This is a genomic window from Paenibacillus sp. MT124 (assembly GCF_058792755.1).
Map to the genome: position 1 here is coordinate 860,360 of NZ_CM179500.1, position 21,253 is coordinate 881,612.

19 protein-coding genes are annotated in these 21,253 nt (G+C 48.4%); 13 read left to right on the forward strand and 6 right to left on the reverse strand.

The features are described from left to right. Positions 1-169: 169 nt before the first annotated feature. From AC3RCI_RS04045 to AC3RCI_RS04075, 7 genes are all read left to right on the forward strand, one after another. Complete coding sequence (locus AC3RCI_RS04045) at positions 170-742, forward strand: RNA polymerase sigma factor (RefSeq protein WP_492527587.1); 573 nt, start codon at positions 170-172, stop codon at positions 740-742. Beyond that, positions 717-1,571 (forward strand): hypothetical protein, encoded by an 855-nt coding sequence (locus AC3RCI_RS04050; protein WP_492527588.1) that lies wholly within the window; start codon positions 717-719, stop codon positions 1,569-1,571. Before AC3RCI_RS04045 ends, AC3RCI_RS04050 begins: the two co-directional genes overlap by 26 nt. After that, positions 1,552-2,427, forward strand: coding sequence for an ABC transporter ATP-binding protein (locus AC3RCI_RS04055; protein ID WP_492527589.1), 876 nt, complete (start codon positions 1,552-1,554; stop codon positions 2,425-2,427). Before AC3RCI_RS04050 ends, AC3RCI_RS04055 begins: the two co-directional genes overlap by 20 nt. Next, the gene (locus AC3RCI_RS04060; protein WP_336781420.1) at positions 2,424-3,494 is read left to right on the forward strand and encodes an ABC transporter permease; all 1,071 of its coding nucleotides are present in this window, start codon (positions 2,424-2,426) and stop codon (positions 3,492-3,494) included. The genes AC3RCI_RS04055 and AC3RCI_RS04060 overlap by 4 nt, the downstream gene beginning before the upstream one ends. A 144-nt stretch (positions 3,495-3,638) precedes the next feature. Beyond that, entirely contained in the window at positions 3,639-4,298 is a 660-nt protein-coding gene (locus AC3RCI_RS04065; RefSeq protein ID WP_492527590.1) for a hypothetical protein, read from the forward strand. A gap of 30 nt (positions 4,299-4,328) precedes the next feature. After that, positions 4,329-4,778 (forward strand): SMI1/KNR4 family protein, encoded by a 450-nt coding sequence (locus AC3RCI_RS04070; RefSeq protein ID WP_336781419.1) that lies wholly within the window; start codon positions 4,329-4,331, stop codon positions 4,776-4,778. Further along, on the forward strand, positions 4,775-5,221 hold the full coding sequence (locus AC3RCI_RS04075) for a hypothetical protein (RefSeq protein WP_127538397.1): 447 nt from the start codon (positions 4,775-4,777) through the stop codon (positions 5,219-5,221). The genes AC3RCI_RS04070 and AC3RCI_RS04075 overlap by 4 nt, the downstream gene beginning before the upstream one ends. A gap of 125 nt (positions 5,222-5,346) precedes the next feature. Here AC3RCI_RS04075 and AC3RCI_RS04080 read toward each other — a convergent pair whose 3' ends face one another. The 5 genes from AC3RCI_RS04080 to AC3RCI_RS04100 all read right to left on the reverse strand — a co-directional run bounded on the left by AC3RCI_RS04080 (position 5,347) and on the right by AC3RCI_RS04100 (position 12,324). Then, positions 5,347-6,558 carry an alginate O-acetyltransferase AlgX-related protein gene (locus tag AC3RCI_RS04080; protein ID WP_492527591.1) on the reverse strand — a complete coding sequence of 404 codons (1,212 nt, stop codon included), beginning with the start codon at positions 6,556-6,558 and terminating at the stop codon, positions 5,347-5,349. Positions 6,559-6,574: 16 nt separating this feature from the next. Then, positions 6,575-7,996, reverse strand: a complete 1,422-nt coding sequence (locus AC3RCI_RS04085) for an MBOAT family O-acyltransferase (RefSeq protein WP_492527592.1) — start codon at positions 7,994-7,996, stop codon at positions 6,575-6,577. 106 nt (positions 7,997-8,102) lie between these two features. After that, positions 8,103-9,260 carry a hypothetical protein gene (locus tag AC3RCI_RS04090; protein ID WP_492527593.1) on the reverse strand — a complete coding sequence of 386 codons (1,158 nt, stop codon included), beginning with the start codon at positions 9,258-9,260 and terminating at the stop codon, positions 8,103-8,105. An 18-nt stretch (positions 9,261-9,278) separates the two neighbouring features. Then, positions 9,279-11,555 carry a glycosyltransferase gene (locus tag AC3RCI_RS04095; RefSeq protein ID WP_492527594.1) on the reverse strand — a complete coding sequence of 759 codons (2,277 nt, stop codon included), beginning with the start codon at positions 11,553-11,555 and terminating at the stop codon, positions 9,279-9,281. A gap of 364 nt (positions 11,556-11,919) precedes the next feature. Continuing rightward, positions 11,920-12,324 carry a CBS domain-containing protein gene (locus AC3RCI_RS04100; protein ID WP_095288594.1) on the reverse strand — a complete coding sequence of 135 codons (405 nt, stop codon included), beginning with the start codon at positions 12,322-12,324 and terminating at the stop codon, positions 11,920-11,922. A 148-nt stretch (positions 12,325-12,472) separates the two neighbouring features. Between AC3RCI_RS04100 and pbp4 the strand changes: the two genes are divergently transcribed. From pbp4 to AC3RCI_RS04130, 6 genes are all read left to right on the forward strand, one after another. Then, positions 12,473-14,590 carry a penicillin-binding protein PBP4(5) gene (gene pbp4 / locus AC3RCI_RS04105; protein ID WP_492527595.1) on the forward strand — a complete coding sequence of 706 codons (2,118 nt, stop codon included), beginning with the start codon at positions 12,473-12,475 and terminating at the stop codon, positions 14,588-14,590. A 77-nt stretch (positions 14,591-14,667) separates the two neighbouring features. Then, positions 14,668-15,087: a VOC family protein gene (locus AC3RCI_RS04110; protein ID WP_336781542.1), complete on the forward strand. Its 420-nt coding sequence runs from the start codon at positions 14,668-14,670 to the stop codon at positions 15,085-15,087. Between the two features lie 186 nt (positions 15,088-15,273). After that, positions 15,274-16,518 carry an FxLYD domain-containing protein gene (locus AC3RCI_RS04115; RefSeq protein ID WP_492527596.1) on the forward strand — a complete coding sequence of 415 codons (1,245 nt, stop codon included), beginning with the start codon at positions 15,274-15,276 and terminating at the stop codon, positions 16,516-16,518. Between the two features lie 14 nt (positions 16,519-16,532). Then, positions 16,533-17,681, forward strand: a complete 1,149-nt coding sequence (locus tag AC3RCI_RS04120; protein WP_492527597.1) for a S1C family serine protease — start codon at positions 16,533-16,535, stop codon at positions 17,679-17,681. 113 nt (positions 17,682-17,794) lie between these two features. Further along, complete coding sequence (locus AC3RCI_RS04125) at positions 17,795-18,394, forward strand: TetR/AcrR family transcriptional regulator (protein ID WP_336781409.1); 600 nt, start codon at positions 17,795-17,797, stop codon at positions 18,392-18,394. A gap of 92 nt (positions 18,395-18,486) precedes the next feature. Then, positions 18,487-19,707, forward strand: coding sequence for an MFS transporter (locus tag AC3RCI_RS04130; RefSeq protein WP_154892943.1), 1,221 nt, complete (start codon positions 18,487-18,489; stop codon positions 19,705-19,707). A gap of 98 nt (positions 19,708-19,805) precedes the next feature. Here the strand turns inward: AC3RCI_RS04130 and AC3RCI_RS04135 are convergent, their stop codons facing one another. Next, positions 19,806-21,215: a glycoside hydrolase family 1 protein gene (locus AC3RCI_RS04135; RefSeq protein ID WP_492527598.1), complete on the reverse strand. Its 1,410-nt coding sequence runs from the start codon at positions 21,213-21,215 to the stop codon at positions 19,806-19,808. Positions 21,216-21,253: the final 38 nt, after the last annotated feature.

The window sequence follows — 21,253 nt, forward strand, 5'->3', positions numbered from 1 at the left end:
CACCAGAATAAGGAAGTGGGCTTGAGGACAATTTTAATAAAATAGGACCTGCATGGAGCTGCATTTAGTTGGTGCAGGCAACTTGTTAATTTCCAAATAAATGAATTAAACATTTTTGATCTTTTATGATCAAGTTATCGTTAATTGAATTGAGGGGGGTGAGGGAGCGTTGGATGATGAAGAGTTGATTCATGAGATTCGCAAAGGCAGCCGGGCTGCAATGGAAGTATTAGTGAAGCGGCATTATCATTCGATATTTACTTATGTGTATCGGAAAACGGGAGACTATCATACCGCTTATGATCTGACTCAAGAGGTATTCGTAAAAATGATGAAGTCACTCGGCAGTTACCGTGATAACGGAAAATTCAGTCACTGGCTGCTGAAAATTGCAGTGAATCATTGCATGGATTATTTTCGCGGACGCGAATACAAACAGCAAAACAGGGAAAGCGAGTTAACGGAAGAGGCGCTCCCTGCCAGTGAGCATCAGAATGTGTGGAATATCTTCTACAAACGGCTTCAGAATGACCAAGTCAGGCAGGCAGTGTTGCGTTTGCCTGAGCAGCAGCGGGACGCAGTCATTCTGAATTATTACAACGGGCTAAAGATCAGAGAAGTCGCCGAGCTGACGGGAACCAATGAATCGACGGTGAAATCACGCATACGCTTGGGCATAGCCAAATTAAAGGAGATTATTGTGGGAGGTGAGCGAGATGAAACGTACCGAAAACCAAAATAAAAAGAAGCACACCACTGAATTCGAGATGGAAGAATTCAACGAGATTGCCCCTTATCTGGATCAATATGCGGTTGAATTTCCTTCCGAGATGGAGATTGATCAGACGATCCGGACACTGGAGGCATATATGCCTGCACAGGTGGACCAATTGAACGAACAACTACAACCATCACCTGGGAGGTCGTTTACAGAATTGCTCCAGGTTGTTCGAGGAGAGGTCGCAATTTTTCACAGATCCTACTGGGTAATATGTGCATTGCTCCTGATCATTGGCTTCTGGTTAGGGGGGCACAGCACGATCGATCCCTATTTGAGCGGGGTTGTTCTGGTACCTGTTCCTTTTATTCTGGGGCTGCTGGAAGTGTTTAAAGGCCGGGATCAGGGACTGATGGAAATGGAACTCACCTGCAAAATAACATCGCAGCAGCTAATGCTCACCCGCTTGATCGTTGTACTCTCAGCAAATATGGTGTTTGTACTGCTGCTTATGCTGGCCATTTCCGGGGGGACTGGTGGTTCCATTTCATGGAGCGCCATGGCGCTCTGGTACGCCCAACTGATGGCTGCTGCAGGAGCTAGTTTGTGGCTGGCCATGCGTGTCCGGGGTGGCACAGCCGTTAGCCTTTTTTTGGTCATATGGTTCGGACTCATCTGGCTTATATTAAGCAATCCACGATTCATTAGTCTGGTGCAGACGATTCAAACGCCAGTGTTTATTGTGCTTGCCATAGGCGGAATCCTGCTGTTGATCAGCCAAATACACCAGATGACACGTAAATATACATCACAAACAGAAAGAGGTTATTCCTTTGATATTGACCATGGATAACGTATCCAAGAAATACAGGAACAAGTGGGCCGTGAAATCATTCTCGCTGGAGCTGTCCAGCGGTGGTGTTTACGGTCTGCTCGGACCGAATGGGGCGGGCAAAACAACGCTGCTTCGCATGCTTGTCGATATCGCCAAGCCGACATCCGGCCAGATTTTGCTGGATGGACAACCGATTGAGCGGATGGGGGATCGTTATCGAAGTCTGCTGGGCTATATGCCGCAGCGATTCGGATTTTATAACCGTTTCACGGCTCATCGATTTCTGATGTACATGTGTTCGCTCAAAGGGCTGAGTGCGCCTCAGGCCGCTGTTCGCGTACAGGAGACATTACGAATGGTGGATCTGGAACAGCAGGCCCAGCATAAAATCCGCACGTTCTCTGGGGGCATGCGGCAGAGACTGGGCATTGCTCAAGCCTTGCTGAATGATCCGCACATTCTGGTTCTCGACGAACCAACGGCTGGTCTGGATCCCAAGGAGCGTATTCGATTCCGTAACATTATCGGCGAGCTGGGAAGAGACCGGATTGTTCTGTTATCGACGCATATTATTTCTGACCTGGAGTTCTCGTGTAAGGAAATGATTCTGATGAATGATGGTCAGCTGATCACTCGGAACACACCTGAGCAGATCATGAGCAGGATGCAGGGCAGTGTGTGGAAGGCAACGTTAACGCAGCAGCAGCTTGCAGAGCTGACTTCACATTTCAAGGTAAGTGGCTTGTCCTATCAGTCAGATGGCATCGTAGCCAGAATTTTGGCCAAAGAGCAGCCCGTACCGCAAGCTGTACCGGAAACTCCTCGTCTCGAAGACGTATACATGCACTATTTTGACGAGGAGGCGACATCGTGATTCGTTTAACCCAATATGAATTTGTTAAAATCATTACGCGTAAAAGCGTTTATCTGGCACTCGCCGGACTGATTGTGCTTCTTGCTTTATATGCCTGTTTCGGGCATCCCGGGCCGTTGAACGGTACATCATACTATAAGCCTTACGAAGGAGCGATTACGGAGGAGAAGGTTCAGACCGCACGGGATCAGATGCAAACCGAGGGTTACAGTGACGAAAAGAACCAGACTCGTTATGGTGTATTTTATGAAATATCGATGTTCTCCCCGGAATCCACCAAAAATTTCACCCGATATGATGACAGCGGGAATGCCATGGAACGAACCGTAACCGTCTCCGAGATTCATTACAATAAGCCATGGGGCTATCTGCTGGAATACATTGATCAATTTGGAGTGCTCTTCATGATGATCATCATTCTGCTCGGACTGGCGCCTGTATTTGCAGAGGAATATGCACGGGGAACCGCAGCATTACTACGCAGCAGCAAACGGGGGAGAAGCCAAGTTGTATCGGCTAAATTGATGGCTTCCATGCTTTATGTCGTGCTATGTGTCATATTGTTTACAGGTATCAACCTGTTGATCTACTGGTTAAGGTTTGGAAATTTGGCTGGTGCAGATACACCTCTACAGAGTGTTGGCATGTATTTTCAGGGCTTTTATTATGACTTCTCTCCCTATCACTTATCGGCGCTTCAATATTATGGAGTACAGCTAGTCACTCACTTGGCAGGAAGTCTGGTCTTTGCTTGTGTTGTGTTATGTATCTCGGCGCTTTGTTCAACGTCATTTGTTGCCATGGTCATTAATGTTGCGATTGTAGGCGTGCCTTATCTGGCATTTGATGTGCTGAACTTCAACCCGGGATGGGCCAAGTGGATTGAGGAGTTTTCATTCAGTACCATGATGCGGGTAACGAGGTTATTTCAAACACCGGCTAGTTACTCTGTATTTGGACTGGAGCTGTCCTATTTAAATTTGTATATGATCTTCATGGCTGTAGTTACGATTAGCGTTGTATTTGGAATGTATCGTACATTCCGTACCCGCGAGGTGTTTTCCTGATCGAAGCCTTCTAGGGGAGATGAATATTCAATTGGAGTCCGCAGACATGCGGGCTTCTTTTATATGAAGGAACAGGATGTGATATTTCCAAACGTTCTTCAATTTTGATACATTGGTTATATACGTTTCGGAGGTATAAAACATATGGAACATTCGCTCCAGGAGCTCATGCGCAACGCGCGAGCGGAAGAGAATACCTTTTTATACATGCTTCATGAGGAAGCACGTTTTGATCAGTCGTTATTCTGGAAATATGTGAATAGTATTATGGAACTGACCCGTCTCACTGCGGACCAACCGCTGAATCGGGAAGTGGCAGGCGCTGTCAGCTTCACCTATTCCAAAATCATGGAGTACCTGCAGTGGCATCACTCGGACACCGATGTCTACGAAATTGAATATTTTCCTTACGTATATGCCCATCACATGGTGAGCCTTCTCGGCGAAGTGGTTAACGGTTTTTACAAGGGGATTGTTCCGGATGAATCCCATTTCAATGAGGAGTTTCCTAACCCGGCCTTCGCGGGCTTGGTGGCAGTTGAACAACCAGCAATACTGCAGCTGGGCTATTATAAACAAGAAACGAATGTGCACGCCCTCGGCTTCCGCGAGGAGGATGGGACGTACCGAATTGAGCTCAACGAAGAAGAGGACAGAGACCTGGTTGATTCCAAAGTGAGCCGCCGGGAGGTGGAAGGAACCTATCTCTTCCATGCCCCGGATGCCAGCAGCGCTCACCAATTATTTCATGAATGGGTAATAAGTACTTATGCACCCTACCGTTCTGCACTGAATCGATCATAATTGCGCCGTCAGTTGATTAGGAGGATGAATATGTTATCTAGTAAAGTTATTGAGTTTTGCCAAGGTAAGGGCTGGTGGCATGAAGATGTACCGAAGGAGTATGAGGAAGCACTGCAGAAGCTGAATATTGATCTTCAGTCGGATTTTGCCCAGTTTTATCTGCATGCAGATGATGGCCCGACCTTCTATAGCAGGCATCAGGAGATCTATCAGATCTGCTGGGTGATGGAGAATACCGTGTATTTGGAAGACATGACGGTGGCCCAACTCACCCTCGGATTGCCTGAAGCTTACATACCGCTGGATAGCTTTGAAGGGGAGGGTGGATTCTTTTATAACCGGCAGACTGGTGAAGTGGTGCTGGTAGAGCTTGGGGAGTCGATTGAACGCTTTTTGAGCGGCGAGAGCAGCCCGCAGTGGCCTGATTTTAATACATTCCTGGAATGGTATTTTCAACTGGAGGAGGAGAAGGCGCTATGAAGGAATTGACACCGGAACATCCCGAACTGGAGAAACAGATTATTGAAACTGTTGAAGCAGGCAATGTGCTGGACGACACGCAGCAGCATGAACAGGCCCTGATCTATTATGATCAGGCATGGGGAATGCTGCCTGAGCCGAAGACAGACTGGGAAATAGCGAGCTGGATTGCTTCCTGCCACGCGAATGCACATATGAACTTGGGACAGTATGCGCTGGCGAAGCCCTGGGCGGAATTATCGCTGCAAACGCGAGGGTCAGATATTAATACGGGTCCGCTCATTGAGCTGGGGACCGTCTGCATGAGACTGGAACAGCATGACGAGGCGTATTCTTATCTGCATCAGGCCTATGAGTACGGCAAAGAACGTGCTTTCCAGGGCAGCCCGCCTGACGTGCTGCACTATTACAAGGAACAGAAGCTGAAGCATGAACGAAACTGATTCTACTGGATCACAAAAAGAAAAGGGTACCCTGTCAGCCAAATCATTATTGGCTTTGGGTTACCCTTCTTTTATTTTTCAAGATCATACTGGAACGGAGGGGCATCGTATGATCGTTCACTCACTTAATCTTTCGCCCCATAAGGGAAAAATTCTTCCACCAGATCCTGTGGTGAGATGGATACGAAGACATGATCCAGCTCGGTCTTGCTGGCAAAATCCATAATGTCCTCGGTGTAATACCTCGGATCAATGACGTAAATCTCGGACACAACCGTGGACAGGAAGGAGATCATCGGCACGGCGAGTGAGTCCTTGATGAACATGACTTTCAGTCCATTCGGGTTATCCTTGTTCACCACATGAACAATCCCCTGATTCCCGTACAGATACGTGAAGTACTTGTCCGCAGTCAGATCGTAAGTTGCTCCCTGCACATTGAGTGGATAGGTAGTCAGCAGCGCATCCTCGAAGCGTCCGTTGAGTGTGGCTTCGGTCTCGCCGGTCTTGAAGTAAAAGGAATAGTTCGTCTTAAACTTCGGATAGATCAGGTCGAAGTCATCTGCACCCGCGAAGTATTTACCTGCTTTGCGGCCCTGCGATCCGATAAAGATGTCCTCATAGGGAATCACATTGTAGTTATGAATGTCTGTGAAATAATGATCCGGATCCAGCGATTTCGTGTACATGCCGTCCATATGATTCACGAGCTGGCCGAAGGCCCAGAACGCTGTCCTGATTTTCCAGTGATGGTCGGTTGTAAAGAACAGATCCTCCGGCGGAATGCCGCTCTCCAGCAAGCCTTCACGCAGGTCGAGTGTATCAATGCCGTCCTGCTTCAGATTGGCCAGAAAGCCATCGGCAGTTTCATTGTTATAGTTGTACGGAATGCCTTTCGGGAATGTGGTATAGCCACGCACGTATTTGTCCGGCGTCATGACATAAGTCAGCTTCGTTTGTGGATCCAAATGCGCTCCAAGCGCAGCAACCCGGTCGGACAGATCCTCCGTGTACGTTGGCCCGGTGGCAAAGTAGGTATAGTGCAGCTTGCCCTCCATGTCTTTGACAACCTCGAAATTATTCTCCTCGTTTTTCCACATCAGGGACTGCAAGTATCCATAGGCTTCCACGAAGCCAAACTTCTCGAAGACATGTTCATTGATGTCCGCATCGAGCTGATGGATCAGTCCTTTGGTTTCAGAGATATCGTAGTCTCCGGAGGCCAGTGTTTGTTTGATTGGTCCGAAGGACTGAATGATATTCAGAACAGAGAGCGTCACCAGCACGAGAATGAAGAGGAAAGCGGTGATTCTCTTTTTCGCAAGAAAGTTATGCATGCTTGTGTGCCTTCTCTCAGAAATTAAAATAGATAAATGGATTGTATGTACCCTTAACCAGATACGATACGCAGACCAGGAATAATAGAATGATTGTCAGCGGATAGACCAGCTCCAGCGGTTTGCGGAAACGGGCGCCATCGACCATTAATTTGTTCATCCGGGTGGCGATTGGCATGCAGAACAGAATGCCCAGAATGAAGAAGAATGCATATTCCTTGAGGAACATCCAGGTCGTGTTGCTCCAGAATCCATTGCCGTACAGTCCAAACATATTACCCAGATAGTGACCTGCCTGCAGAAGATCCGGTGACCGGAAGATGACCCAGCCAATCACAACGATAAACATGGCGTAGAGATGCCGCAGCGGGATGAAGCGTGTTCCTTTGTCAAAGCTGAAGATTTTCTCCAACGCGATGAACGCGAAGTTAATTAATCCCCACACGACGAATGTCCACTCCGCACCATGCCATACACCGGTAAGTCCCCAGACGATCAGCAGGTTGCGAATCATTTTATCCTTGTTGGTGACACGGGAACCGCCCAGCGGGAAGTAAACATATTCCTTGAACCAGGTACCCAGCGAGATGTGCCAGCGGCGCCAGAATTCGGTGATGGATCTGGAGATGTATGGATATCGGAAGTTCTCCTCGAACTTGAAGCCGAACATCAATGCCAGACCAATGGCCATGTCGGAATACCCCGAGAAGTCAAAATAAATCTGCAGTGTATAGGCAATCGCCCCAAGCCACGCCAAACTGGAGGACACTTCGGATGTGCCTCCCATGCTGAAGATGTGATCGGCGACAATAGCCATGCTGTTGGATAACAGCACCTTTTTGCCTAAGCCTACAATGAACCTGCAGCAGCCTACCGCGAATTTGTCCCAGCTCTCTTTGCGATTCACCATCTGATCTGCAATCGTGTTGTACCGCAGAATCGGTCCGGCAACGAGCTGAGGGAAGAAGGAGATATACAATGCAACGTAAAAGAGATTTTTCTGTACAGCGCCGTGTCCACGATAAACGTCAATCACGTAAGAGATGCCGTGGAAGGTGAAGAAGGAGATACCCAGCGGCAGTGCGATGTTCGGAATGCTGAGTCCGAAGCTCGTATTTTCGTTCACAATGCGCAGGGCAAAGGCCAGGTATTTGAACACAAACAGCATCCCAAGGTTGACGATCAGCATCATCGTAATGATGGTGTAGGCCGCTTTGCGCCTTTCCCTGAACTTGTCCACAAGCAGAGCGAAGACATAGTTGAAACAGATGGAGGCCAGCATGATCAGGACGAACCAGGGTTCACCCCAAGCATAGAAGAATAAACTCGCGACAAGCAGCAGCATGTTTTTGAGCGTAACCGAGAATCTCAGTATGTAATAGAGCCCGAGTACAAGCGGCAGAAAATAAAATAAAAAGACTACACTGGAAAAGAGCACTGCCTTTCCTCCTTGAGAATCATATAAGAATGCAGCATGCATTAACGCTAAATTAAGGCAGGCTGTACTCACATCCTGGGATGTGGTCCAGCCTGCCACAGTTCAGCTACATGCTGAATGGACGTCTTGCCCGGCGCTGCTCGCGGCGGGCACGCCTTTGTTGGGCACGAGGTGTGTTCCTGCCCTTCCGCCACAGCCAGTAGGCCACAAGCGTAAGGATTCCGGCTGCCGACAGGGCAATGCGGATAAACCATGCCATCCAGGGCTTCATCAGCGGATCGGCGGGGTTTACCACCTTCGTTACCTGATCGGGAGACGGAATGGCGCGCTTCGTTCCATCCTTCTCCTGTACATTCATGGCCGTAGAACGGTCCAAGATAACGGGATAAGTCAGATTCCATTTTCCGTCCACGAGTGCGTGTATGATGAGACTTTCAGGTTGAACGGCAGTCTGGAGTGTAAGTAAGCCATCCGGTGTAATGGATGCCCCTTGCACAGGACTGTCCAGTTGAAAGGATGCATTCGGAATTCCTTTGCTGGAAGAAGAGTGAACTTCATATTGTGCAATGGCTTCACCAGCCTCCGGCTTCACCATTCGTTCTTCTCCCGTAATCTGCAGCGTGGTTAGCTCATTCTCTGCAGCAGCTTCCTTCCGGGAAACCGGCTTGATGTTTCCGACCCGTAAGTTTAGCTTGGCATTCTCGGTGGTGGTCGTCGTAATGCCCCAGCCAGTGATTTTGCCCAGCTTGACCTGGCCTGCCGTCTTAGCCTTGTCCTGAACCATCAGACTGGAGAAGGGGATGCGGATCTGTCCGACAAAGCCCGGCTCCAGTTCAATCAGACCTGCTGTAGGGTGAACCAATGTGGCTTCCTTGGTTGCCTTCGGAACGACGATGACATTTCGCTTATCCGCTACGGTAAGGGAGCTTTGATCTGCCCGGGTGATAACGACATTGAACGGTAATGTCATCTCCGATTCATTACGGATGGAGAAGGTCAATGCACCGTAGCTTGTCCAGTCCCTGTTCCGCAGTTCATAGATGTAAGCGGAATAATAGCCTTTTTTGAGTCCCTCGGTAGAGGTTTGAATCTGTATACTGCCGTTCTTATCCATATGGGTATCTACTTGGGCCCCGTTATTCCATTCACGGAGCGTACTTCCGCTCAGCTTAAGCTGTTCTGCTTGAACAGCCTGGACTGGAAGCAGGCTCGATAATGCAGCGAAACTGGCGGCAAGCATTAGTTGTTTCCACTTCTTGATCATGTGTACCTTGCCTCCGCTCTATAAATAAGCCATCTCGTTGAGTTCATCATTTGAGACGCTTTTGTCTTTGGATGTGACATTTGATCGGCCTGACTGCTGCTGCTCTCTATTCCACTGTGTAAGTAAAGACTCGAGAGCGGCCATCTGATGCTTGCGGGCGATGTCCTGGATGTTGGTCACCCGATACAGGTTACCTCGTTTGTTCCGCAGGGATTGTACCCATACACACTCCAGCGTCAGATCTTCACCAATGGGCAGGTTCAGCTCATAGATCAGATCCTGGCGGGACGTCTCGAGCAAAACATACTCATAGTTGAAATCAAGCAGGGTAACCGTACCATGTGTGGACGTTTCCACCGTACGGTTCAATGCAATACGTGCCAGCTTCCGGTTAGACATGAATTCACTCTGACCCCGGCGCACAAAATTCAGACGAATATCCTCAAATGTGCTGATATCCTTGTCCAGCTTCTGCGGCAGCGTTGGCTCACGATCATAGATCAAGTGCAGCAGCTGCCGCTGCTGCTCTTCTGTCATTTCCTTGACTGTAAAAGCATACTTCCAGCGATTTCCGATGGATGCCACATGAGCGATCTTGCCTGTGAATTCACTTGCATATCGATCGTTAACCAGCTTGATGCCGACCTCCATATCACTCGGAATATATTTCGGCGTATCCAGCATCACGGATATTCCGCCTTCCGAGAGATCATGCGTCAAGCAGGAGATCGTCTCGCCTTCAGTCGTAATCGTGCAGTCCACAGAAGCGAGTGAACGCTCGTGGTTTCGGAACACTTTACGTCCCGCTAGGAAGAAGATGGACATCATGATGTTATAGAAGTTGATCAGCAGCCAGTACAGCACGACCAGGAAACCGATGGTGCCCTGACTGAACGTCCAGTGAATGCAGTTCACGATACCAATGATGGACAGCACGGCCAGGATGAGATGGGGAATCATTTGTTTTATTTTGTATTTACGGTCATCGTTTTGCGCACCATCCTTGCGGGTAACGACGAATTTGTTCATGGTCATGCCAATCGTCTCCATAATAACGGCAGGCAGCAGGGACGGGAACAGGATCGTTTCATAGACGTTGGTCCATTTGGTTGTTCGAATATTGCCCGACAGCATGCGCAGACAGGTATTGGTCAGGAGATACATCGGCAGCCAAAAAATCAAAATTTCAAGTATTGTACATTTCACAACAAGAATGCCGAAGACGGCAAACAGAATCGGCGACATGATATACAGCAATCTCTTCAGCCCGGAATACCAGTAGGTTATGGAAGAGATATAATTTAATTTTTGGGCAAAACTCAAACCTTTCTTGAACAGCAGATTCATCTTCTTACCTGTCTGGATACAACCGCGTGCCCAGCGCTGACGCTGCTTGATTAAGCTCTTCAAGTCGCCAGGGGCAAGCCCGGATGCCAGTACCTTGTTGGTTGCGAAGCAGCGATACCCTTTGCTCTGCATTTCTATGCCTGTTGCAAAATCCTCCGTAATGGAACCTGTGTAGAAGCCGCCTACGTCTTCCAAAGCCTGTCTGGAGAGCACGGTATTGGTTCCGCCGTAGATTACGGAATTGGATTTGTTGCGTCCAACCTGCACGTCACGGTAGAAATAATCCTGCTCATTCGGAATCCGGTTCTCGGAGTACAGATTGTACTGGAATTGATCGGGATTGTAGAAGCTTTGCGGTGTCTGCACGAAACCGATCTTTTCTCCTGTCAGAAAATACGGAACACAGGACGTCAGAAAATCATGCTTCGGAATCATGTCGGCATCAAAGGTGACGATCAGGGGGGAAGAAGTATGTTTCATGGCGTTGTTGAGATTGCCAGCCTTGGCGTGTTTGTGCTCAGTCCGGGTCAGGTAGTTAATGCCCAGATGGGCGGCAAGCTTCCGCATCTCGGGACGATTGGAATCGTCACACAGATGGATATGTACCTTGGAACGGTCCGGATAATCCATATTGAGACAGCCGTTAATCGTTTTAAAGAGCAGGGAAGTGGGTTCATTGTAGGTCGCAATAAAGACATCCACATCCGGATATAACGCCTCTTCTACTACGGGAAGCTCCGGGTATTCAAGCCGGGTCATATTGTAAAAGTGGACGGCCAGTTCGAACATGCCGATGAGTTCGACAATAAGGAGGGCAAGACCAGCGGTCACGGCGAGAGGGCCATGGCCGAAAGGAATGGTGAAGAACGTACGCCAAATGACGTAAATACAAGACATGATCACCGTAGCTGTGACCAGAATCTTGTTGCGTGTACTTAAATAATTCAATGGAATACCTCTCTCTGATGTTTCTGAAATGGAGCTGCGCTGGAACCAAAAAGAACGTGCTTATTGTACTAAAGCATTCTGAACAAATTCTGAAAAAAACAATAGGACCCCTCCGGCGTAAGGGTTAATAAACAAGATTTATCCACTTAAATGTGTCGTATGATGATAATCATTGTAGTTATTTGTCGAATAATGCGCAATATGTTTATTGTTTTCATACACTAAAATAGCTTGAGAACGAGTTGACAGAAGAGAGCGTATGGAAGAAAAAGGGGAATATGGGCAGCAAAAAAGCGAGCAAGAAGTGCTCGCCTTTTTCTTCATCCATCTGCAGGGAAAACTGCAGGTGGCTTTCGTTATTGAATTAATCAGAAATGTTGCGCGTGTAATACTCAATAATATCCTTGCGCCGGATAATGCCAAGAAAGACGCGGTCCACGTCCACGACAGGCACGAAATTCTGGTCCGCTGCCAGTGTCAGCATATCCTCCATTTCTGCCTTGATGAAGACGCATTCATTATATACCCTGTTGCTAATCTCATGCACCTGGACCTGATCCATGTTATCAAAAGTCAGTCCGGGGGTGCTCCGCATTTTCCATAACAAATCGCCTTCGGACAGAGTCGCAACATATTTTCCGTCCTGATCAATCACGGGAATGGCGGTATAATGCTGTGCTTCAAGCTGTTCGAGTGCTTCCTTCATGGAAGCGGAGGACTTGATATAAGCCACTTCGTCTTTGGGGAGTAAAAAATAGCTGATTTCCATCATCGGGCTCCTTTGCCTGTAGTTTCACTCTCCTTATTTAAACATATTATGTGAGCATTCGGCTATTTTTAATGATAAATTCGTCAGATTTGTTCCATTGTTTCAGGAGCTCTGGAAATCTATAGTATATCGTAGAGGTGATCTGACTATGAAAAAATCAAAACGAAAAATCATATATGGTTTGCTCCCCCTTCTGTTCGCTGGCGGAATTGGAGCGTATTTATACATGCAAAGCAGCAAGGCAGAGGAAGCAAAACCGGAGACAACCGTAGATCAATACATACAGCATCTGCAGAAGCAGGAATTTGATCAGCTATATACTTTAATGACGCCCGCGTCGCTGGAAGAGTCCGGCATGAACCGGGAACAGTTTGTAGAGAAGTACAGTGCCATCTATTCGGGAATGGAGGTCTCAGCCGTCAAGGCGGAAGTGAAGCCCAAGGTAACGGACACGGCGGAAAGTGGCAGTACATCAGAGAATCAGGACAAAGGGGAGCAGAACACGGGCAAACCGGATCAGAATCCGGATGCCTATGAAGTGGATTATCACTTGCAGCTAACAACCTTCCTTGGGGAAGTAAACGAGACACAAACACTCAAGCTTGTCCGGCAGGAAACCGAGGACGGCACAAAGGTGTGGCGGATTAACTGGCAGCCTTCCATGATCCTGAGTGACATGATTAAAGGAAGCAAAGTCAGGGTGAGGACACTCCTGCCGGAACGCGGTGATATCGTGGACCGGGACGGTTTACCTCTTGCTACCAAGGGAACGGTGAACGAGTGGGGCATCGTGCCGGAGAAGCTGGGTGACAACCCGGATGCAATGATTGCCCGAATTGCGAAATATTATAAGATATCAGAAGATGTGATTAACAACGCCCTGTCGCAAAAGTGGGTGAAGCCGGAGTATTTTGTCCCCATCGGTTCAACAGAGGATTACAATATCCCTGAACAATTAAGTGGGGTGAAGCTGCAGTCCAAGGAAATCCGCTATTTTCCGCTTGGTGCATCGGCTGCGCATCTGATTGGTTATGTGCGCAAGGTTACTCAGGAAGATCTGGAGAAGGATACGGAAGGATATTATCGTGCAGAGGATTGGATCGGAAGAGCCGGACTGGAGCAGTCCATGGAGAAGCAGCTCCGCGGCGAGCGCGGGGGCGTAATTGAAATCATGGACGAAGGCGGCAAAGTCCTCTCGGAGCTCATTCGCAAGGACGCGGTAAACGGACAAAAAGTGCAGTTGACCATCAGCGCGGAAACGCAGTCGGAACTGTATAAGGCGTTATCGAGTGACGGAGATGCCGGAGCGGCCGTGCTTATGAATCCGGTCGATGGAGACCTGCTCGCTCTGGCCAGTGCACCTGCCTACAATCCGAACAAAATGGTTACAGGACTCACTCAGGCGGAGTGGGATGCGTATTCTGCGGATGAACGGCTTCCTTTTATCAACCGATTCACCAATAGGTATGCACCAGGTTCAACCTTCAAAGCGATTACGGCAGCCGCGGGATTAATGGAGAAGGTCACAACGGCGGATAAAACCCATGATATCTCCGGTCTGCAGTGGCGCAAGGATGAGAGCTGGGGCGGATATTATGTCAAGCGGGTGAAAAGTGTAACTCCGGTGAATATGGTTGATGCACTTGTCTATTCCGATAATATTTACTTTGCCCAAGAGGCCCTGGAGATGGGCAGCCAACGGTTTATTGATGGTATCCAGAAGTTTGGTTTTGGAGATAACTTCGGCCTGGATGAATTGTACTTGAAGCCAAGTCAGTATGCGAATGAAGCGAATCTGGATCTGGCTTCCGAAGTATTGCTTGCCGACACGTCCTATGGACAGGGCGAAATGCTGATGTCGCCGATTCATCTGGCGTCGTCCTTCACTCCTTTTATTAATGAAGGAAAAATGGTGAAGCCTGTTCTGATCAAGGGAAAAGAGACCTCCGAACCCGAGGTGATTATTACTCCTGAGGCTGCGAACACGGTCAAGGATGCCCTGGTCCAGGTGGTGGCCCGTTCGGGAGGAACGGCTCACACGCTGAGCTCGCTTCCGGGGGAGCTGGCAGCCAAGACTGGAACAGCCGAGCTGAAGGCGAAAAAGGGCGAAAACGGATTGGAGAACGGATTCGTTGTCGTGTTCGACACGCAATCCCCCAGATTCCTGATCTCGGCGGTCATTGAAGGCGTGAATGGCCGGGGCGGCAGTCACTATGTAGTGGATAAGCTTAAGCCTTTCCTGAAGCAGATGGAGTCTACTCCGTAAAACCTTTGCATTGACAGGCCCTGTCGGGGATGTTATTTTGTGGTAGAATCTACTCTATTGGATTGAGGTGGTCGATGGTGGCTGTTCGCGCCAAGCAGATTTTTGTCAATTTACCTGTCAAGGATTTGAAGAAATCGGTTGAGTTTTTTACCAAAGTAGGATTTGAGTTTGATGCGAATTTTACAGATGAATCTGCTACCTGCATGATCATTGGGGACAATATTTATGCCATGCTGCTGGTGGAGGAACGGTTCCAATCCTTTATTTCGAAAGACATCTCGAATGCGGCAAGTACGGCAGAAGTCATTGTAGCCTTATCGGTGGATAGCCGCGAAGAGGTGGATACCATCGTCCAAGCTGCTCTGGATGCTGGCGGCAAACCATATAATGATCCCCAGGATCATGGATTCATGTACGGATGGAGTTTTCAGGATCCGGATGATCACCTCTGGGAAGTTACCTATATGGACCTTAGCGCATTTCCAACACAAGAGTAGAGTAGAACATACTTGGATAGATCACGCCTTCCTACTTCATAGTAGGGAGGTTTTTTTGCATCCAAGGAAAGGCACCATTTACATCAGAATAACATATGGTGTATTTTACCTTTTTGCTATATGATAAGTGTCGATTCATGTAAAAACAGCAAACATACATACGTTCTTTTTGATGGAGGGATCAGGGTGTATTGTCACGTATGTGGGACCAAAAGCAGTCCGGGGGATAGCACATGCAGAAAGTGTAGAACAAAATTATTAGATCCAAGCTCTACAGAGGAACAGATTTGGGCCGAAACCGCAGTGGGTCTGGAGACCGGAACGGGAAACACCGATCATTCGTTATCGAGACAGCAGCAGCCTGCACCCCAGCAGAGCCACAAAGGTCCGGGGCGAGCATTCAGCTGGATCATCCCATTGCTGTTGGCAGCGTTAATGGGAGCCCTGCTGACGTATTATTACAACCAGGAAAGCCGTGTGAATGCAGAGGTACAATCACTGCATCAGCAAGCGGAAAAGGCAGCCCTGAACGGGGAATATGCAGAAGCTCTGCAGCTGCTGGACACAGCCATCGCCAAACGCCCGAACTACAATGCGCTGATTAAGGATCGCCAGATTACGGCGAAAGCGTCCAATCTGATGAATCAGTTAAATGAAGCAGCGGTGAGTTTGAAGACGGGCAAACTGTCCGCAGGAGATAAAACCATTCAGGCGGTGGCCAAAGAACTGAAAGAGCGGGAGGAACCCGTTTTTGGCAAGGTACGAGCAGCATTGAACAATAGAAAGGTCACACTTTCCGTATTGAAGGTGAAGAAGGAAATCGATGGTTTGACCACTGTAGAGGCTCTCGCGGAGAAGCTGGATACGGTGTCGAAGCTGAAAGGCAATGAAGCCCAGGCCGTGGAGAAACAAATTATCGACAAGCTGGCGGGGATTAGTTATAAGCAGGCTGAACAGCAAGTGAAGAAAAAGGATTTTACGGCTGCCCTGCAGACCGTGGATCAAGGACTATCCTACGCACCAGAGGATGACAAACTTACGGCGTACCGTGAGCGGGTGCTGAGTGAGAAAAAGGCGTTTGAGAAAGCGGAAGCGGAACGAATTCAGTTGGCTGAGCAGCAGGCTGCGGAAGAGGATTTGAAAAATCGGACGGCTGCCGTAAGCGTCGTAAACGTAGATGCGGCACTGGATGACTATGGAGACCTGTACATCAGCGGTTCAATCGTTAACAATGCGACGAGACCGATCTCATCCGTCACGATTATGGTTGATATCTATGGAATAGATGGCACCTATCTGGGTCAGACCTATGTCGATGTGTATCCAAGCTGGCTGGAAGTGGGCGAAGAAGGTTTCTTCGAAACCTACTATTATGGTGTGTACGAGGAAGCACAAGTCTCTGTTGTGAATGCAACGTGGTATCTGGAATAGGAGGACAGGTTGGAATGGCCAAACGAACATGGAGTACGATCATATCCTGTGCCATCATTATTGGTGCGGGAGCAGGAGGCGTGTTCTGGATACATCAGCATTCGGAGAAGCAGCTGCAGGGTGGCCCCAGACTGGCTGTCGTCGCAGCACAGGAAGCAGAAACGAAGGCAGCGAAGACGGCTTCCGATTCCAAGGTGAAGAAGACACGCAAACAGATCATTGAAGATAGCCAGAAGAAGGTAGTCACGATTGAGAGCGGCATCGGGCTGGGTTCGGGCTTTCTCTACAATGACAAAGGCGATGTGATAACCAACGCACATGTGGTGGAAGGCTCCAAAGAGGTAACCGTCCGCACACTTAACCATGAGGAATATCAAGGAACGGTGATTGGAATCGGGGAAGAGACGGATGTCGCTGTCGTCCGAGTACCGGGTCTACAAAAGCTTACGCCGCTAACCATCGCCAAATCCAAAGCCGAGACCGGGGACGAGGTATTGGCTTTGGGGAGTCCGCTAGGGCTCGAAAATACGGTGACCACAGGTATTATTAGCGGAGTGGGCCGAAGCTTCGAGATTCCGCCTTACATTTACAGTAATCTGTATCAGATTTCGGCTCCCATTACGCATGGCAACAGCGGGGGACCGTTGATCCACGCGGAGACAGGTGAAGTACTCGGCATTAATTCCGCTGTTGTGGAGCAGGAGGGCGGCATTGGTTTCAGCATTCCGATCACCAGTGTATTGAAGCAGGCGCAGGCCTGGTCCGAGAAGCCCAACGCGACAACGGTGGTACAGACGAATGGTGGAGGTAACAAGGCGGCATCCGGAGCCTCTGCTGAAGCAGAGGGATTGGTGACCAGCTTCTATCTGAGTCTGAACGAGAGTGATTATGTTACCGCATATGCACTGCTGGGCAGTGAATGGCAGAGCGGTACGAGTTATGCCAAGTTCCGCGAGGGATACCTGAATACAAGCTACGTAACGATTAGCGGAATTTCTTCCTCCAATCATGGGAATGATGAGATGGAAGTTACGGCTACCATTACGGCGGATGAACGCAGGGACGGGGAATATGTGACCACGAAGTATAAGGTAACGTATCAACTCGGTTACGAGAATGGTCAGTTGAGAATATTGCATGGTCAGGGAAAAAAGATTAAATAATTCAAGCACAGGAGAATCGGCACCCGGGCCATTCTCCTTTTGCATTGCTAAATTTCCAGCGATCTGTTAAAATACAGAACGAATGTTCAGTATGTGAGAGAGAGTGTGATGGGATGAACAAAAAGCAACTTCAAACCGAGCAGACCAAGAAAAAACTTGCGGATGCCTCAAGAGCTCTTTTTGTACAAAAAGGCTATAAAGCGACGTCCATTGAAGATATTGTAGCTGCGACTGGCAGCAGCAAAGGAAATATTTATTACCATTTTAAAAGCAAAGAAGGCCTCTTTCTCTATCTGATTGATGAATGGGATCGGGAATGGGAAGAGAACTGGGCTTCCAAGGAACATCTCTACAAGACATCCACGGAGAAGATCCATGGACTGATGGAGCAGCTTGTTCTGGATGACATGAACCACCCGCTGACGAAGGCAGCCGATGAGTTTTTCACGGGGGAAAAGAAGGAGAACGATATTGAGGAGCGCATTGCCTTGATGTTCGAGCGGCATATCCAGTTCAACAGACAACTGGTTCAGCAGGGCATTGAGAACGGTGAGTTTAAGGAAGACAATGTCGATCATCTGGCGCTGATTCTGGAAAGTGCCATTATTGGACTTAGCCAATTGTCCCGCGGGATGAAGTCAGAAGAGGCAGTGGCTTTATATCGCCAAGCAGCAAATGTATTCTTACATGGGATCTCCAGAAACAATAATTAAGACGGATTGAGCACATCCATGACACCCATGAAACCATTCGTTTGCTCATTTATATAAACAGCAACATTTGACAATCTACGGAGGATACAATCATGGCATTACTAACAAGAAACAGGGGCGCACTCCTGTTGTTGATGTTTAATATTTTTCTCGTATTTACAGGTATTGGTTTGGTCGTACCGATCATGCCTGCGTACATGGATCTGCTGCATATCACTGGTTTCACAGTTGGTTTGCTGGTCGCGGCATTTTCCTTTACCCAGTTTCTATTTTCTCCAGTAGCGGGCAGGTGGTCCGATTCATTCGGCCGTAAAAAGATCATTGTCGGCGGTATGCTGATTTTTGCCGTATCGGAATTCATGTTTGGTGCGGTCAATGCTCCCGTGCTGCTCTTCGCAGCCCGGATGCTCGGCGGGGTCGGTGCAGCGATGATTTTCCCTTCCATTATGGCATACACCGCAGATATTACGACGGAAGAAGAGCGCGGCAAGGGGATGGGATTGATTAATGCAGCCATTACGACCGGATTCATCATTGGGCCGGGGATCGGTGGATATATCGCGGATTTCGGTATTCGGATTCCATTTTATGCGGCAGGGGTTGCCGGATTGCTGGCAGCGATTATTACCCTGATTATCCTGCCGGAATCGACAAGGAGCACTGGAGAAGCAAGTAAACCTGCCACTGGTGCAGCAAAAGCCAAAACGCCGGGAATGGTATCCCAGCTGCTGAATTCCTACCGGGAACCTTACTTTTTCAGTCTGATTATCGTATTTGTCATGGCGTTTGGCCTGGCTAACTATGAGACCGTATTCTCTCTGTTTGTGGATCACAAATTCGGCTTCACGACCAAGGATATTGCATTTATCATTACATTCGGCTCGATCGCGGGTGCGGTCGTGCAGGTATCCCTGATCGGGTGGCTGCTGAACAAGTTTGGGGAGAAGAAAGTGATTTCGGTATGTCTGTTCTTCGTGGCAGTGTTTGTACTGCTGACCCTGTTTGTGCACACGTACTGGCTGATTCTGGTGGTCACCTTTATTGTATTCCTGGGTATGGATATTTTGCGTCCTGCCATCAGCACGCAGATGTCCAAACTGGCAGAGGAACAGCAAGGTTTCGTGGCTGGATTGAACTCTGCCTACACAAGCTTGGGTAATATCGCAGGTCCGATTGTGGCTGGTGCCTTGTTCGATGTAAATATCAACTATCCGTATGTTTCAGCTGCTGCTGTTCTGGCAATCTGTTTCCTGTTATCACTCCGGGTTCTCAGAGGGGTTAGACCCGCAGGGCAAGCGAAGACGGAGATGTAGTCGCAATTCATATCAATACGATGTAGAGCTTAAAAAACCAGTCGGTTACACATGATACTTTGTGTAATCGACTGGTTTTATTTTTTGGATTTGTATGATTAACGGACTTCACCGTTTGTCTTAATTAGCTTTTGATACCAATAGAAGCTCTGTTTACGGATACGTCTTAACTCCTTAATATCAAATTCCTCGCGGTCCACATAGATAAACCCATATCGTTTGCTGGACCCCTGATGTGTACTCACCAGATCGATCGCAGACCAAGGACAGAAACCAAATACATCCACACCATCCGTAATGGCCAGTTGAATCTGTTCAATATGTTTATTGAAAAATTCAATGCGGTAAGGGTCGTTGACCACGTCGCCTTCTTCCAGCTTGTCAAAAGCGCCCAGACCATTCTCTGTAACGATCAATGGCAGGTTATAACGGGAATAAATCTGGCGAAGAGTGGAGCGGAAGCCCACCGGATCAATCTCCCATCCAAACTCGGTCTTCTGCAGATTTGGATTCACAGATCCTCGGTATGCACCAGGTTCACCCACAATTTCATGCTGATCTCCTGTGTGGGAGAAATCATTCCCATCATTCAGACTTTCGCCGACCGTCTGCGAAGTATAGTAATTAAAAGCAATAAAATCAGGGTTTCCCTGAGCCAGAATATCCATGTCGCCGTCCTCAATGACCGGAGTATACCCTTTCTCTTCAAGATAACTCCAGGCAATGTGATTGTAGCGACCGTATACAGCCATATCGAGATAGAGCCAGTTGCGGATTGCTGCATAGTTATCGGCTGCGAGGGTATCTTCCGGTCTGGAGCTTGCCGGATAGATCACGCCAATATTGGGAGCCGGACCGATTTTGGCACCTGGAAGCATCTCATGACATAGGACCATTGCTTTGGCTTGCGCGACGAGCATGTGATGATTTTGCTGATACAGTGTTTTTTGCGGGTCAGTCATCGTGGTATCCAGTGTGCCCAAAGAGCCAGGATGCAGGATGAGCATATTTTGTTCATTAATGGTCAGCCAATATTTGACCCGGTCCCCGTAGTTCTCGTACAGGGTTCTGGCGTATTGCTCAAAGGCATCGATTGTTGCCCGATTGGACCAGCCGCCTTGCTCTTCCAGTGCATAAGGAAGATCAAAGTGATACATGGTCACAATTGGTTCAATACCGTATTTGATCAGTTCATTAATTAATGAGTCATAGAAGGCAAGGCCTTTGGGATTAACCTCGCCTGCGCCTTGCGGATAGATCCGCGTCCAGGCGATGGAGAAGCGATAGGCTTTGAAGCCCATCTCCGCAAGCAGGGCCACATCCTCCTTATACATATGATAGTGATTGCTGGTCACCTTGAAGTCGGTTACACCTTCCACATGGTTTCCCATGTCAATAACGGAAGGACCTTTGCCATCTTCATTCCAGGCACCTTCGATTTGATAGGCTGACGTTGAACCTCCCCAGAAGAAGTCTTTGGGAAATGGTTTGAGTTGAGTATGTTTCATTGTCGTTCCTCCTAGTTGAGTTTTGAATAAGCAAGCTG